This window comes from Bacillus cereus group sp. Bc061, assembly GCF_027715825.1.
Classification (GTDB): domain Bacteria; phylum Bacillota; class Bacilli; order Bacillales; family Bacillaceae_G; genus Bacillus_A; species Bacillus_A paranthracis.
Genome location: NZ_JAQFTZ010000001.1, coordinates 1,347,348 through 1,364,114, shown reverse-complemented (window position 1 = coordinate 1,364,114; position 16,767 = coordinate 1,347,348). Strand labels below are relative to the sequence as shown.

Below are 16,767 nucleotides of genomic sequence, written 5' to 3'. Positions count from 1 at the left end.
TGAGAAGGTGAAAACGTGAAGGAAAGAACAATACAACCTGTTAATAACGGATTAAATGGCAATATTACAATTCCAGGAGATAAATCGATTTCTCACCGCGCTGTCATGTTCGGTGCGATTGCAGAAGGAAAAACAACAATTAAAGGTTTCTTGCCTGGTGCAGACTGTTTAAGTACGATTTCTTGTTTTAAAGAAATGGGAGTAGACATCGTACAAAACGGTGATGAAGTCACTGTAGCTGGTAAAGGATTAGAAGGTTTACAAGAACCGAAAGCTGTATTAGATGTTGGTAATTCTGGTACAACTATACGTTTAATGTCAGGAATTTTGGCAAATACACCATTTTTCTCTTGCGTACAAGGTGATGCGTCTATTGCAAAAAGACCGATGAAACGTGTAACAAATCCATTAAAACAAATGGGTGCAAACATTGATGGCCGCGAAGAAGGAACGTTTACACCGCTAACAATACGTGGTGGGGATTTAAAAGCAATTGAATACACTTCCCCGGTAGCAAGCGCACAAGTGAAATCAGCTATTTTACTTGCAGGACTTCGTGCAGAAGGTGTAACAGCTGTTACAGAACCACATATTTCTCGCGATCATACGGAAAGAATGCTTGAAGCATTTGGCGTCAAAGTAACTCGCGAAGGAAAGACAGTGAAACTAGCAGGTGGACAAAAGTTAACAGCGACGGATGTTCAAGTACCAGGTGACGTATCATCAGCTGCCTTTTTCTTAGTAGCAGGTGCAATTATTCCAAATAGTAAACTAGTATTACAAAACGTAGGTATGAATCCAACACGTACAGGTATTATTGATGTTTTAGAGAAAATGGGTGCTACGTTCACTGTAGAGCCAATTAACGAAGGAGCATCAGAACCAGCTGCAAACATTACAATTGAAACATCTTCATTAAAAGGAATCGAAATCGGCGGAGATATTATCCCTAGATTAATTGATGAAATTCCTGTAATCGCATTAGCGGCAACGCAAGCAGAAGGAATTACAGTAATTAAAGATGCACACGAATTAAAAGTAAAAGAAACAAACCGTATTGATACAGTCGTAGCGGAATTAACGAAACTAGGTGCTCGCATAGAAGCAACTGAAGACGGGATGATTATTTACGGGAAATCAGTTTTAAAAGGAAATACAGTTAATAGTTATGGTGATCACCGCATCGGAATGATGCTTGCGATTGCCGGCTGTCTAGCAGAAGGAAAAACAACAATTGAAGACGCAGAAGCAGTAGGCGTATCATACCCTACATTCTTCGAAGAACTTCAAAGGTTAACTAAATAAATGGATGAGAAGCAGATACAGGATGTATCTGCTTTTTTATATTGAATTTGTGTCGTTAAGTCTATATAATTTCATTCACCGCACTGTAATATTTTAAATTATGGTACAATTCAAATAAAGAAGGGGGAAAATTTATGAACGTTATACGATTAAAAGAAGATAAATTTAGAGAAGCATTACGCTTATCAGAATACGCTTTTCAATATAAAGTTGAAGAAGAACGAATGCAGCAGCAACTTACAAGAATGAAGGAAAGTCATGAAGTATACGGTATTATGGAAGGTAATGACTTAGCTGCAAAACTACACCTTATTCCGTTTCATATATACATAGGAAAAGAAAAATTTAAAATGGGTGGCGTTGCAGGGGTAGCGACGTATCCAGAATACAGAAGAAGCGGATATGTGAAAGAATTGCTTCAACATTCTCTTCAAACGATGAAAAAAGACGGATATACAGTATCAATGTTACATCCATTTGCTGTTACATTTTACCGTAAATACGGCTGGGAACTTTGTGCGAATCTTCTCGTATGTCATTTGACAAAGAGTGATTTAGTTATGAAAAAACAAGTGAATGGTACTGTGAAACGTTTCAATAAAGAAAATCACCCAGAAGAAGTCGAGAAGCTTTATGAAACATTTGCAGAACGTTTTTCTGGTATGCTTGTTCGCAATGAAAAATGGTGGTTACAAGCTGTTTATGAGGATTTAACATTAGCAATTTACTACGATGAAAATAAAACTGCAGCAGGTTACATGTTATATAAAATAGAAAAATCTAAAATGACTGTAGAAGAATTCGTACCACTGCATAATGAAGCTCGAAATGGTCTATGGAACTTTATTTGCCAACATGATTCTATGATTAAAGAACTTGAAATGACAGTAAGTGAAAACGAACAGTTGTTATATACATTGCAAGAACCACGTGTGAAAACAGAAATAAAACCATATTTTATGGGAAGAATTGTAGATGTAGAGCATTTCTTAAAACAGTATGAGTTAAACTGGAACAATGTACAACAAGAAGTCATTCTACACATTACAGATTCATTTGCACCGTGGAATAATGTATCAGTGAGACTTGCAAATTATGAAATAACAATTATAGAAGAAACGATGGATAAAGGGATCAAGCTAGATATAAATGCACTATCTACAATATTGCTTGGATACAAACGCCCATTAGAACTAAATGAATTAGAATTAATTAGCGGAAGCGAAGAGGAAATACGGGCATTTGAGAATGTAGTGCCAGTGCACAAGCCGTTTATTTATGATTTCTTTTAATCTGCATATTTGAAATCGGGCTATTCTAAAATTTCATTTGGAATAGCTTCTTCAAATGTTGTCAGTTTTTGTCGGTAAGTCGATATATTTTGAAAATCGCTGATATAATTAGAGATGCGCCGATATATCCTGAAAATCGCTGATATATTTTAATAATCGCTGATATAAATTTTTTCACAAAACAAGGGATTAAAAACGCAATGATACTTGTCACACACTTGACTTTTAACCGATGTAATTTATAATTAAAAACGGAATGAATTTTCATTCCTGAAATTGAGGTGAAAAAATGGCTAAAAATAAACAAGAAGACATTTTTGATGCGGCAATACAACTTTTTGCAGAACGAGGTTATGATGGTACAACAATTCCGATGATTGCTGTAAAAGCAAAAGTAGGTGCTGGTACCATTTATCGTTATTTTGAAAATAAAGAAGCACTTGTTAATTCTTTATTTACGAAAAGTGTTTTACAGCTATCAGAGTTAATAAAAACCGACTTTCCAGTCAATGCAAATATTCGTGAACAGTTTAGCCATACATACAACCGTTTATTTGAATTTGCAAGACAAAATGCAGATGCTTTTCTTTTTACGAATTCTCACTGTGATAGTTATTTTCTCGATGAACATAGTAATGAAATATTCGAGGATTTTATGGGTTTCTTTATGGACTTGATTGAGGATGGAATCGAAAAAGGTTTTCTCCGTCCATTACCACCAATTGCGTTAATTATCATTGTATATCAACCGATTGAAAAATTAATTAAAGTAATGGAAACAGGCCAATTAGAATATACAGAAGAATTGGTAAAAGAACTGGAAGAAAGCTGTTGGAATGCTATTAGAATCATTTGATTCTATAGCGTTATAAGGATAGGAATGAACATTCATTCCGATGAGGGTGTGAAAAAGAAAAGTAGGAGATGATCAATCTGTACAATTAAAGGAATGAATATTCATTCCGAAATCCATAGTTTAATAGAGCTAAAAAGTAAATTAATAGAACGAGAGGAATGAACGTTCATTCCGAAAGGGTGTTTTCAAAATAATAGGAATGAATATTCATTCCGTAACTAACGTAAAATTTTAATCGTGGGAGATGATGCAAATGAGCAAGCTGAGAAATTGGAGAAGTTTATCTTTTCTATTGTGGATAGTTATTACCATTACAATGATCGTTACGATGCCTAATATGGATAAATTAGTGAAAGAAAAAGGGCACATTACGATTCCTAATACAGAACAAAGTAGTATTGCTGACAAAATGATAAAAGAAATGAATAAAGACGGGACAGAAAAGTATGAGATTATAGCAGTTTTTAATAGTGGTAGTAAAACAGCTTTAACGACTGAACAAAAAGAGGAAATAACAAAAACAATCAATGCTTTGCAAAATGAAAAAGAACAATTAGGAATTAAAGAAGTTGTTTCACATTTAGATAATAAAGAATTAGAGAAACAATTAGTTTCTAAAGATAATACGACTATTTTAACGCAAATATCGATAGATAAAAAACATGGTGAAATATCGAAAGTTTCAAATAATCTTCATAATAAAGTGAAAACGAAAGGGGTAAAAACGTACTTAACAGGAAGTGACTTAGTAGCAGGTGATTTTCTTACATCTTCTCAAGAGGGAGTGAAAAAGACTGAAGTTATTTCTATCATTTTCATTCTTGTAGTATTAATCATTGTATTCCGTTCACCTGTTGTTCCGATTATTTCACTTCTTACAGTTGGTGTATCGTACTTAGTTTCAATGGGGGTTATTGCCCATCTTGTAGATCAATTTAATTTCCCGTTTTCAAACTTTACGCAAGTCTTTGTAGTTGTTGTCCTGTTTGGGGTTGGAACAGACTATAACATTTTATTATTTACGAGATTTAAAGAAGAATTAAGTAAACAAGAAAACGCATTTTTGGCTACGAAAGAAACATTTAAATCGGCAGGGAAAACCGTTTTATATAGCGGGATAGCAGTACTAATTGGTTTTGCATCTCTTGCTTTAGCGAGCTTTAAATTATATCAATCTACTTCAGCGGTAGCAATTGGTGTTGCAGTATTATTACTCGTATTAACTACGTTAAATCCATTTTTTATGGTGCTTCTAGGAAAAGGGATGTTTTATCCAGTTAAAACATTTAAAGGCCATGAAGATAGTCGTCTATGGGGATTCTTTGCGAAAAATTCAGTTGCAAGACCGTTTGTCGCTTTAATTATTGTATTCGTGATATCGATTCCTTTCGTATTAAAGTATTCTAATACACTTAATTACAACGATTTATTTGAAGTAGACAATAAATATGAGTCGAAAATGGGGATTAACGTAATAGAAGAACATTTTCCACCTGGTTTTTCTTCACCAAGTACGTTAGTCATTCAATCGAATAATAAGTTAGATGAGGCGAGTTCGCTTCAAACTTTAGATGAACTAACTGAAAAGATTTTGAAAGTGAAAGGTGTTTCAGAAGTATATGCACCGACACGTCCAACTGGTGAAAGAATTAAAGAACTATATATAAATAAACAAGCGGGTGAACTAAATACAGGTTTAGGAGATGCCAATGGTGGTATAAAGGAAATTAATGATGGATTAACTACTGCGAAAGATAAAATGGGTAGTAAGGATTCAAATAGTCTTGCAAACGTTCAAAAGTTAATTGATGGAACAAATGAAGCGAAAAATGGTGTATCGGCATTAGGAACAGCTTTAAATCAACTATCAAATGGCATAAATGACGGAGCAAAAGGTGCGCAGCAAATTGAGAGTGGGTTAACTTCAGTAAATGAAAATATAAGTGTATTATCTCATGCAACTTCACAACTTCATGCTGGCTATACGCAGTTAGAAAAAGGTTTAAGTTCTTACGATCAATACTTCGGAAGTATTTCTCAAGCGATTGACGGTGCGAAGAAAGGTTATGAACAAATTGAAATGTTAATGACCAATTTCATTCAAACGAAACCAGAATTAGCAAATGATCCTAACATTCTGCAGACGATAGGAATTGCTAAAGAGGCTCAAAAGCAATTAGGTGGGCTGTCAAATGAATTAAATCAATTAGCAGCGCAGCACAATGCGGCGATGGGATCATTTAAAGAAGCGAATCAATCGTTATTGAAAGTGGATAACGGCTTAAAAGAAATGAGCAATGGAGTTACTAAGTTACAAAAAGGAGCAGCTGATCTTAAAAATGGATTAAATGAAGGAGCAACAGGTTCAAAACAAATTGCAAACAAGTCATCTGAGTTACAAACCGGATTAACGAAAATAAACGATGGGCAAGGTCAGCTATTAACCGGACTGAAAGACTTGCAAGAACAGATGGGACAATTACAATCAGGACTATCTAAAAGTACAGAAGGCCTTGAAAAGGTAAGTAACGGCCTAGGGGATGCTCAGAAATATTTAGGAGAACTAAATGAATCAAAAAGCTCTGAGAAATTTTATATTCCAAAAGAAGTTTTGGAGGGAGAAGATTTCCAAAAAGCTTTGAATACGTACATGTCACATGATAGAAAGACTGCTAAAATGACAATCATTTTAGACGTAAATCCGTATTCAAAAGAAGCCATGCCAATTATTCAAGAAATCAATAAAACGATAGATGGTACTTTGAAGGGGACGGAATTAAATCATGCGAAAACAGCAATTGGAGGAACAACAGCTAGAAACGTTGATTTAAAAGAAGTAACAGGGCAAGACTTCTTACGTACAGCTACAATTATGTTAATTGGAATTGCAATCGTATTAATCGTGATTACACGTTCATTATTAAACACAATCTTTATTATTGGATCTTTAATATTAGCTTATTTTGCATCACTTGGTATAAGTGAACAAATTAGTACACACTTACTAAACGTAGATTCACTAAGCTGGAATGTTCCATTCTTTAGTTTCATAATGATTGTCGCTTTAGGAGTGGATTATAGTATTTTTGTAATGATGAGATACAATGAGTTAGAAGAGGACCCAGCGACGAAAATTGTAACTGCTTCTCGTCATATCGGAGGAGTCGTATTATCAGCGGCACTTATTTTAGGTGGTACATTTGCTGCATTAATCCCTTCAGGTGTATTAACGCTTATACAAGTAGCATCCGTTGTTGGTGTTGCATTGTTACTATTAGCTATTATTGTGATGCCGATATTGCTACCTGCTTTAATAGGCTTAACGAGTAAAATGAAGAATTATGCAAAGAAATTAAGTGAAAGGAAATAAAAGAATCGCCTTTTAAAAGTAACTGTTTCAGTTATGGGAGAGAACATATAAAATAACACACAAATTAGGGATGTAAATCACATATGATTTAGCATCCCTTTTTTAATTGGTATTACATTGTTTAAGTACTTTTATATAGTAAAATTGCAAAGGAAGAGAAAAAGAAAACAGTAAAAACAGCAGCGCAACGATTGGGGATTACTGACAAAGTATTTGGTTTAAAAGATAAATGGAAAATTTATGTTAAAATAATGGTAGAGATTGTGAAAAAATGTTCTTAAACTAACGGTCAGGATACTTTAAGAAGGATTTTTCAAAGGAAATGGTGAATATCATATTTTGAAGGAGTGATTGCAGTGGAGTAATTAATTTTTTAAATCTTGGTTAAATACTTTGAAGGAAGGGATTTATAAATATGAATGCAAAACTAATAATAGTAGAAGGTTTACCTGGATTCGGAAAATCGACCACTGCAAAGCTAATAAATGAAATTCTAAGCCAAAATAAAATTGAAGTTGAACTATTTTTAGAGGGGAATTTGAACCACCCCGCCGACTATGATGGTGTATCTTGTTTTAATAAATTTGAATTCGATAGATTAGTATCTAACAGTGGAGATTTTAAAGAAGTGCTTCTTAAAAGAGTTTTAAAAAAAGGAAGCAATTATTTATTACCATACAGAAAGATAAAAAATGAGTTTGGTGACCAGTTTTCGGACGAATTATGTAACGATATTTCAAGAAACGATATATATGAATTACCATTCGATAAAAATGTTGAATTAATTGCTGACAAATGGAATGACTTTGCTGAAATTGCTCTAGAAGATGATAAGGTTTATATTTTTGAATGTTGTTTCATACAAAATCCATTAACGATTGGGATGATTAAATACGGTGAACAAAAAGAAAAAATAATAAATTATGTAATGAAAGTTGCAAAAATCATAGAGAATCTAAATCCAATGTTATTCTATGTAGAACAAGATAATCTTGAACTTTCATTTAGGAAGGCATTAAAAGAAAGAACTCCAGAATGGTCTACAGGATTTGTCGACTATTACACGAACCAAGGCTATGGGAAAGAACATAACCATTCAGGTGTAGAAGGAACGATAAAAGTTCTTGAAGCTAGAAGGAATTTAGAGTTAGAAATATTTGATATGTTAAAAATGAACAAAGAAAAAATCAATAATACAAAATATGAAATTGACTCGTATAGGTCAATGTTAAAAGATAAGTTAATAATACAAATGGTGAAATAGCTTTTTACACTACCTGGTGCTTTAGTTGGAGAAGGAAATGAAAACGCTCAGAATATTTTCTGAGCGTTTTAGTTTGCTCTTTATAATACGAAACGTGGTGTGAAATGCATACAAATTATTGTGTTATTTATAATGGGTATTAACATTTTTCTCTCCCTAAATTGAACCCGTTCTTTTAAAAGGTGATTTTCCTTATTTTACAAACTTGTCCATCACATCTTTATATTTTACAAACTCTTCATCTTTCATATCGCCATTCATTTGTAGAAGAAAATTGCCTTTTGCGTGTGTATGAGAGAATAACATAGGAGCAGAATTTCCTAATTCATCGTAATATTTCTTTACTTTTTCTAGGTCTTCTTTCTTTGTAATTTCGAATAATCGACCGCCTTTATCTTCACCAAGAGCAGGTACGACAATACGCTTACCTTCTTTTCGAAGGTTACCAAATTCTTTTTGTGGAAGATCGGTTGGATTTTCTGCTTGGAGACCAGCATTTTTAAATTCAGTGATAATTGAATCGACAGTTACTTTCGTTTCTTTTTTCTCTTGTTTTGATTCAGTAGGTGTTTTTCCATTGTTATTACTACATGCAGTTAAGGAAATAAGAGATAAACATAATGCACCAATCATAAATATTGTTTTCAAAATGAATCCCCCTTAAAGTGTGTATGTAACTTTAATATAATTAAAAACAAAGGTTTTATTCAAGTTTGGAAAGAAAGGAATAGCAATCAACCGTTGCTATTCATCCAGCTTCTACTATATAATAACTATAGTCTACAATAATTGAGTCGTAATATGCGATTTTTTAAGACAATCGGTGAGAAAACGCTGAAATAAGCGGTATTAGTAGGAGGACACAAATGATTACAGTAAGTAACGTTAGTTTGCGTTTCGCGGATCGCAAATTGTTTGAAGATGTTAACATAAAATTCACGCCAGGTAACTGCTACGGTTTAATCGGAGCAAACGGTGCTGGTAAATCAACATTTCTAAAGATTTTATCTGGAGAAATCGAACCATCAACAGGTGACATACATATTACGCCAGGTGAGCGTCTTGCAGTATTAAAACAGAACCACTTCGAATACGAAGAGTTCCCAGTATTAGAAACTGTAATTATGGGTCATACTCGTCTTTACAAAGTAATGCAAGAGAAAAATGCCATTTATATGAAAGAAGATTTTAGTGATGAAGATGGTATGCGTGCTGCTGAACTTGAAGGTGAGTTTGCTGAGCTGAACGGTTGGGAAGCTGAGTCAGAAGCTGCAATTCTTCTTAAAGGTTTAGGTATTGGTGAAGACCTTCATGATAAGAAAATGTCAGAATTAACTGGGGCAGAGAAAGTAAAAGTATTACTTGCTCAAGCTTTATTCGGTCAACCTGATATTCTATTACTAGATGAGCCTACCAACCACTTGGACTTAAAAGCGATTCAATGGTTAGAAAACTTCTTAATGAACTTTGAAAATACAGTTATCGTTGTATCCCATGACCGTCACTTCTTAAATAAAGTATGTACGCACATGGCTGATCTTGATTTCGGTAAAATTCAACTTTATGTTGGTAACTATGACTTCTGGTATGAGTCAAGCCAATTAGCTTTAAAATTAACACAAGATGCTAATAAGAAAAAAGAAGAGAAAGTAAAAGAGTTACAGAACTTCATTGCGCGCTTTAGCTCAAACGCATCTAAAGCGAAACAAGCAACTTCTCGTAAAAAATTATTAGATAAAATTACATTAGATGATATTAAGCCATCATCTCGTCGTTACCCATTCGTTGGCTTCACACCAGAACGTGAAGTAGGAAATGACTTATTAACTGTTGAAGGTCTTTCTAAAACAATTGATGGTGAAAAAGTGTTAGATAATGTGTACTTCACTTTAAATAAAGGTGATAAAGTTGCATTTATCGGTCGTAACGATATTGCGATGACGACATTATTTAAAATCCTTATGGGTGAAATGGAGCCAGATAGTGGTTCATTTAAATGGGGCGTTACAACATCTCAATCGTACTTCCCAAGAGATAACTCTAAATACTTTGAGAACAGTGACTACAACTTAGTTGAATGGTTACGTCAATTCTCTCCACAAGATGAGTCAGAAAGCTTCTTACGTGGTTTCTTAGGCCGTATGTTATTCTCAGGCGAAGAAGTTAAGAAGAACGTTTCAGTACTATCTGGAGGCGAAAAAGTTCGTTGTATGTTATCTAAAATGATGTTAAGTGGTGCAAACGTTATTACACTTGACGACCCAACGAACCACTTAGACCTTGAGTCTATCACTGCATTAAACAATGGTTTAATTGCATTTAAAGGTACAATTTTATTCACATCACATGACCATCAGTTCGTACAAACAATTGCAAACCGCATTATCGAAGTAACGCCAAACGGTGTAATCGATAAAGAGGCTACTTACGATGAGTTCTTAGAAAATGAAGAACTTCAAAAACAAGTAGATGCAATGTACAAAGGTCAATAATAAATGATGAAAACCCTCGCTCTCGTTTTGGGAGCGAGGTTTTTTTTATAAATTGTATTTTATGGATTGTGAATAATTATTCAAAAATAATTTTATTGAAGGAAAGGGATTTGAATGTTGTACATAGAAGAATGGCTGAAGCATAAATAACTGAAGAAATATAATATACATTAAAAATAAATGTTATCTATTGTGAATTTAATTATATTACATTAATGTTCCAGAACTGGAGACATATTTATTTGCGAAGTAGGGAATAAAGGTATATAGTATGTGATGTCATAATTAGTGGATGAATCTTGGGAGAAAACAGAAAATGTTACAAATTTATTTTGTTAAATAGAAACCAAGGTCAAAATGTATAGAAAGAAATAGTTGAATAAATACTAGCTTCAAATTATAATTACTATTATTCTTCATATAGTTAAATAAATAGAATCTATTTGAAGATAAAAAATTGAATAGAGAGACAGACTTATAAAAAAATAAGCCTTGGATGATCAAAAGAGGTGGAGAAATGAAACAATTCTTATTAAAGAGCAAAAGCGTGCTAAGCAATCATTTTGGATTCTTTCTGTTTGCCGTTATTTTATTTTGGCTCAAAACATATGCGGCTTATGTAACAGAATTTAATTTAGGTATTTCAAATACAATCCAAAAATTCTTGCTGTTTTTCAACCCGCTTAGTTCAGCAGTGCTATTTTTAGGACTTGCATTATTTGCAAAAGGGAAACGATCTTATATTTGGTTAATTGTTATCAACTTGTTATTGTCGATTCTTTTATATGCAAACGTCGTATATTATCGCTTTTTCAGTGACTTTATTACGTTCCCGACGTTGACACAAACGAATAACTTTGGAGATTTAGGTGGTAGTATTGTTGCGTTGCTACATCTTTACGATCCGCTATACTTCTTAGATACAATTATTTTAATTGTGTTAGTAGCAACGAAATTTGCAAATCCAAAACCAATTCGTGTTGCGAAGCATAAAGTATCACTAGTATTTGTAGCAGGTATTTTATTATTCAGTGTTAACTTAGGACTTGCAGAATCTGACCGTCCTGAATTATTAACAAGAACGTTTGACCGAAATTATATTGTGAAATATTTAGGGGCGTATAACTACACAATTTATGATGGAATTCAAAGTGCGAAAGCATCAACGGAAAGAGCGTTAGCTGATGGAGATAATATGACAGAAGTAAGAAATTATTTAACATCAACTTATGCTAGTCCGAATCCTGAGTATTTCGGTAAAGGTAAGGGAATGAACGTAATTTATATTCATTTAGAGTCATTCCAAAACTTCTTAATTGATTATAAATTAAACGGTCAAGAAGTTACGCCGTTCTTAAACTCATTTACAAAAGATGCGAATACGCTTTATTTTGATAACTTCTTCCATCAAACAGGACAAGGGAAAACGTCTGATGCGGAGTTTATGTTAGAGAATTCTATGTTTGGTTTACCACAAGGGTCTGTATTTACAACGAAATCTCATAATACGTATCAATCAGCACCAGCAATTTTAGGACAACAAGGATACACATCAGCTGTATTCCATGGTAACTATAAAACATTTTGGAACCGTGACGATATTTATAAATCATTTGGTTTTAATAAATTCTTTGATGCTTCATACTATGATATGAACGAAAAAGATGTAGTAAACTATGGATTAAAAGATAAACCATTCTTTAATGAATCCATTCCGTTATTAGAAACATTGAAACAACCGTTCTATACGAAGTTTATTACGTTATCGAATCACTTCCCGTATCCGATTGATAAAGAGGAAGCGACAATTGAACCAGCAAACACAGGTGACTCGTCTGTAGATACGTATTTCCAAACAGCACGTTATTTAGACGAATCTGTAAAAGGTTTCATCGATTACTTGAAACAATCTGGTTTATACGATAATTCTATTATCGTTATGTACGGAGACCATTACGGTATTTCAGATAATCATAATGCAGCAATGTCAAAAGTAATGGGTAAAGAAATTAACTCATTTGAAAATGCACAGTTACAACGTGTACCATTTATCGTTCGTGTACCAGGTGTGAAAGGTGGCGTACAACATCAATATGGTGGTGAAATTGATGTTCTTCCAACTCTTTTACACTTACTAGGAACAGATACAAAAAATTATGTTCAATTTGGTTCAGATTTATTATCACCAGATCATAAACAAGTTGTTGCGTTCCGTAACGGCAACTTCGTAAGCCCAACAGTTACTGCATTAAACGGCAAATACTATGATACAACGACTGGAAAACCAGTAGAATTTACAGATGAAATAAAACAAAATGAACAAATGGTTCAAAACTCGTTAAAATACTCTGACCAAGTCGTAAATGGTGACTTATTACGATTCTACACACCGGAAGGATTTACACCGATAGATCGTTCGAAGTATAACTATAACAATCGTGATAAAAACAAAACGAAAGTAAAAACGACTCCGGAAGGGGAAGCTAAATAAATAACAAAAGGCACTATTCCTATGAATAGTGCCTTTTGTTTGTAAATAAAACATCATCATGAGATAGAACCATCTGTTGCTTTCTGTTTTGCCTTTCCGAAGAAAACTACACCGGCAATAATGATAATGATGAATGCCCATTTTATGAAAGGGTTACTTTCGAAAAATGCAGCGAACCATTTCTCGTCTACAATCATTTTCGCAGCGGTATAAGCTAAAACAGCTGCTCCAATCGTAATGATGATAGGATAACGGTCAACCCATTTTAAAATTAATGTACTGCCCCAAACTACTACTGGAATTGAAACTAATAGCCCGATGATTACTAAAGAAAAGTTGCCATGCGCAGCTCCAGCAACAGCGAGAACGTTATCAATTCCCATCAATGCATCAGCAATGATAATGGTTTTAATAGCAGACCAGAAACCTTCTTCCGCCTTAATATCGTGATCTTTGCCTTCAGCAATTAATTTGTAAGCGATCCATATAAGGAGTACACCACCAATTAGAAGTAGCCCTGGTATTTTTAACAACCAAACGACAACTAAAGTAGCGAGGGCTCTAATCGCGATTGCCCCGATAGTTCCCCATATAATAACTTTCTTTTGTTGATCTTTCGGTAATCGTCTTGCTGCTAACCCAATTACAATGGCATTATCACCTGCTAACACTAAATCAATTACAATAATGGCAAGTAAGGCTGACAAATATTCAGCTGAAAGGAAATCCATATACATATCACTCCTTAAGAGTAATATGTGCTAAAGTGTTGATAATATAAAAAATAGGATTGACTTTGTATATTCAATCCATAATTTCTTACTGTATTTTGATAAATCTGTTTTAATTTCGTATCAATCGCCTTTGCAATCTCTTTTGCTTTTCGATTCATCTTTTTAATACGGTTTTTTCTTCTACTATCCAAGTTTTTACTTCTGATTTCATGAATAGATCTATCTTCCTTAGCACGAAAACGTCGTATTTTTTTACGAAGGAGAGAGGGGGAATTGAGTCGAATATACGAGGAGTAATTCCAAAAACGATAAAAAGACTTGATTCCTAGTTAAAGGAAATCAAGTCTTTTTATTACATACGATTATCGTGCCAGAAGTTTAATGGGAAGTGTTCGTTCTCACTATAGGCTTCTAATTCATATCCTTTTTCTTTCAGCCCTTTAATAATACCAGGTACTGCTTTTACGGACTGTGGATGAATGTCGTGCATAAGGATAACTTCTGTTGGCTTGTTTGCACCATTAATAACGTTTTCTACAATTTTAGCTGATGCAGCGTCAACCGGCATTTTGTTATATCTCCAGTCTAATGAATCAATTGTCCAATCCCAAACTTTTAGCCCATTCTCAACAACTTTGTTGCGAAGCGCTTCGTTTAATCCTGGCATTGAGCCGTAAGAAGGACGAGTTAATACTGGTGATTTACCTAGAACGCCAGCGATTAATCCTTGATCTTCTTTCATCTCATCTACGTAATGACCTTCTGTGTAAAGTTTCTTGTAGTTATGAGTCATACTGTGCATCCCAACGTAGTGGCCTTCAGCATCTTCACGCTTTACAAGATCAGGAAAAGCTTTTACATTTGAACCAATAAGGAAGAATGTTGCTTTTGCATTTTCTTTCTTTAACATATCTAAAAGCTCAGCTGTGTATTTTCCAGGACCATCATCAAATGTTAAATAAGCTACTTTTCTAACTTGCCCATTGTATTGTTTTGGAGCTTCTTTCGGTGCAAGAGACGATTGAATTTCACTTACAAGTTGAACAGATTTTGCTTCATCCTCTGTACTTGCTAGAGCAGTATGTGTTGATCCTAAAGCCGCTTCGTATGTAAATAATACCCCCGCGCAAATCAACATAGCCCTTTTCACTAAAGTTGTCATTCGAATTCCATTGTGCATAATTTTCCTTCTCTCTATAAAAGTTCTACTCTACTATATTAGCAATTATAGGGAGGTAATTGCAAAAAAACTTTTTTACAAGTGCAAAAAAGTTTGTCCAAAAGTATGCAAGATTTCAATATTTTGCAGGTTTATTAAAATGAAACAAAAATTGAATGAAAATGCATGTGATTTGTTCATATATAGTAAATTCAATGAGTGAGTTAGTAGGGGGTATACATAATATGCTAGCGAAGAGGGTGCCTGTTGTATGAAAACGTGTCTTTAAAATTTCACATACCGAATTTAAAAAGTAAATATAGGAAAACCAAAAAGTAATGTAGAATATATCGTACATACATATATGAAGTCAACATAAAAAATAAAGAGGTGGGTATATGTTACTTGAAGAAGTAATGCAGCAACTAGAGGAATACGGAACAGAACAGAATCGTAAAACGTATAAAAACCACGGAGCGAAAGAGCCACTATTCGGAGTTAGTTTTGCTAATTTAAAATTGTTAAAAAAGAAGATAAAAAAAGATCATGATTTAGCAATTTCATTATGGGAAACAAAAAATATGGATGCAATGACTTTAGCAACAATGATATTAGATCCAAAAAAAGTTACGACAGAACTACTAAATAAATGGGTACAGGAAGTTGATTATTATTGTTTAATGGACGTTTTAATGACGGCTATTTGTACGTCGCCAATCGCGATAGAAAGAATGGAAGACTGGACAAAGTCTGATGATGAATGGATTGGAAGAGCAGGCTGGTCTTTATTAGCAAATATAGCGATTAAAAATAAAACGTTACAAGATGATTTCTTCTCTCCTTATCTAGAAGAAATTAAAGTAAATATACATAATGAAAAAAATAGAAAAAAAGAAGCAATGAATAGTGCTTTAATTGCGATAGGAATTCGTAATGAAGACTTAGAGCGAAAAGCGATTGAAATTGCACGTGAAATTGGAAAAGTACACGTTGATCACGGAGCAACGTCATGCAAAACACCAGACGCAGAGTCGTATATAAAAAAAGCGAGAGAAAGAGCTGCAAAAAAGAAAGTGAAATAAGAAAAGGGGAACGGTTATGAAAGCAATGGAAGCGGCAAAAAGCATCATTACATCACACTTTCCGAATTGTGATGTAGCTTTACTTGGAGGAAGCGTTGCAAGAGGGGAAGCGACAAAAACATCTGATCTGGACATTGTAATAATAGATCCTAGTTTGTCATCTTGTTATAGAGAATCTTTCTATAGTAATGGATGGCCAGTTGAAGTGTTTGTACATAATTTTGAAACGTATAAAACCTTTTTTAAAATGGATTGCGATCGCGGGAGACCTTCGTTACCACAATTAGTTGCAGAAGGTGTTGTATTAAAAGGTGAAAATGAAATTGTTGAAAAACTAAAAAGAGAAGCAAATAATTTACTAAATAAAGGACCAGCAAAATGGACCGAAGAAATGATGAAGCAGAAGCGGTATTTTATTACAGATACTTTGGATGATTTTATTGGTGCATCAAAAAGAGAAGAAGAGTTGTTTATCGCGAATTTATTAGCTGATTTATTACATGAATATGTATTAAGAGTAAATGGGAAATGGCTTGGAAGTTCAAAATGGTTTATAAGGGTACTTAGAAAATATGATGAACAATACGCAGATCAATTTGTAGCGGCGTTCGATCATTTTTATACAACGGGAGAGAAAGGAAACTTAATTACTTTTGTAGAACAAACGCTAGAACAGTATGGAGGAAGAATGTTCGAAGGGTTTTCTATAGGAAAATAAAAAG

At 33.8% G+C, this 16,767-nt stretch carries 12 protein-coding genes and 1 pseudogene; 9 read left to right on the top strand and 4 right to left on the bottom strand.

Going from position 1 to position 16,767, the window contains the following annotated elements:
* The first annotated feature begins 15 nt into the window (after positions 1 to 15).
* The 5 genes from aroA (at position 16) to PDQ40_RS07180 (ending at position 8,087) form a co-directional block, all read left to right on the top strand.
* A complete protein-coding gene (aroA, locus tag PDQ40_RS07200; RefSeq protein ID WP_000664604.1) occupies positions 16 to 1,305 on the top strand; it encodes a 3-phosphoshikimate 1-carboxyvinyltransferase in 1,290 nt (429 codons plus the stop codon).
* A 134-nt stretch (positions 1,306 to 1,439) separates the two neighbouring features.
* Entirely contained in the window at positions 1,440 to 2,597 is a 1,158-nt protein-coding gene (locus tag PDQ40_RS07195; RefSeq protein ID WP_001100974.1) for a GNAT family N-acetyltransferase, read from the top strand.
* 289 nt (positions 2,598 to 2,886) lie between these two features.
* Entirely contained in the window at positions 2,887 to 3,453 is a 567-nt protein-coding gene (locus PDQ40_RS07190; RefSeq protein ID WP_270691299.1) for a TetR family transcriptional regulator, read from the top strand.
* A 253-nt stretch (positions 3,454 to 3,706) separates the two neighbouring features.
* On the top strand, positions 3,707 to 6,823 hold the full coding sequence (locus PDQ40_RS07185) for an MMPL family transporter (protein ID WP_048557968.1): 3,117 nt from the start codon (positions 3,707 to 3,709) through the stop codon (positions 6,821 to 6,823).
* 415 nt (positions 6,824 to 7,238) lie between these two features.
* Positions 7,239 to 8,087, top strand: coding sequence for a hypothetical protein (locus PDQ40_RS07180; protein WP_000992226.1), 849 nt, complete (start codon positions 7,239 to 7,241; stop codon positions 8,085 to 8,087).
* Between the two features lie 192 nt (positions 8,088 to 8,279).
* On the opposite strand, the gene PDQ40_RS07175 is transcribed toward PDQ40_RS07180, so the two are convergent.
* Positions 8,280 to 8,720 carry a hypothetical protein gene (locus tag PDQ40_RS07175; RefSeq protein ID WP_001997685.1) on the bottom strand — a complete coding sequence of 147 codons (441 nt, stop codon included), beginning with the start codon at positions 8,718 to 8,720 and terminating at the stop codon, positions 8,280 to 8,282.
* 233 nt (positions 8,721 to 8,953) lie between these two features.
* Between PDQ40_RS07175 and PDQ40_RS07170 the strand changes: the two genes are divergently transcribed.
* Together PDQ40_RS07170 and PDQ40_RS07165 are read left to right on the top strand one after the other, a co-directional pair.
* Complete coding sequence (locus PDQ40_RS07170; RefSeq protein WP_000633868.1) at positions 8,954 to 10,579, top strand: ABC-F family ATP-binding cassette domain-containing protein; 1,626 nt, start codon at positions 8,954 to 8,956, stop codon at positions 10,577 to 10,579.
* A gap of 517 nt (positions 10,580 to 11,096) precedes the next feature.
* Positions 11,097 to 13,070 carry an LTA synthase family protein gene (locus PDQ40_RS07165; protein ID WP_000808752.1) on the top strand — a complete coding sequence of 658 codons (1,974 nt, stop codon included), beginning with the start codon at positions 11,097 to 11,099 and terminating at the stop codon, positions 13,068 to 13,070.
* A 56-nt stretch (positions 13,071 to 13,126) separates the two neighbouring features.
* Here PDQ40_RS07165 and PDQ40_RS07160 read toward each other — a convergent pair whose 3' ends face one another.
* From PDQ40_RS07160 to PDQ40_RS07150, 3 genes and pseudogenes are all read right to left on the bottom strand, one after another.
* The gene (locus tag PDQ40_RS07160) at positions 13,127 to 13,801 is read right to left on the bottom strand and encodes a TerC family protein (protein WP_000346935.1); all 675 of its coding nucleotides are present in this window, start codon (positions 13,799 to 13,801) and stop codon (positions 13,127 to 13,129) included.
* A 112-nt stretch (positions 13,802 to 13,913) separates the two neighbouring features.
* Positions 13,914 to 14,076, bottom strand: a pseudogene (locus PDQ40_RS28195) (DUF3841 domain-containing protein); the annotation flags it as partial.
* Positions 14,077 to 14,156: 80 nt separating this feature from the next.
* The gene (locus tag PDQ40_RS07150; RefSeq protein WP_000551437.1) at positions 14,157 to 14,984 is read right to left on the bottom strand and encodes a peptidoglycan-N-acetylglucosamine deacetylase; all 828 of its coding nucleotides are present in this window, start codon (positions 14,982 to 14,984) and stop codon (positions 14,157 to 14,159) included.
* A gap of 377 nt (positions 14,985 to 15,361) precedes the next feature.
* Here PDQ40_RS07150 and PDQ40_RS07145 point away from each other — a divergent pair, with 377 nt between their 5' ends.
* Both PDQ40_RS07145 and PDQ40_RS07140 read left to right on the top strand, forming a co-directional pair.
* Positions 15,362 to 16,045, top strand: a complete 684-nt coding sequence (locus PDQ40_RS07145) for a DNA alkylation repair protein (protein ID WP_000923436.1) — start codon at positions 15,362 to 15,364, stop codon at positions 16,043 to 16,045.
* A gap of 16 nt (positions 16,046 to 16,061) precedes the next feature.
* Positions 16,062 to 16,763 (top strand): nucleotidyltransferase domain-containing protein, encoded by a 702-nt coding sequence (locus PDQ40_RS07140; protein WP_000646301.1) that lies wholly within the window; start codon positions 16,062 to 16,064, stop codon positions 16,761 to 16,763.
* Positions 16,764 to 16,767 lie beyond the last annotated feature (4 nt).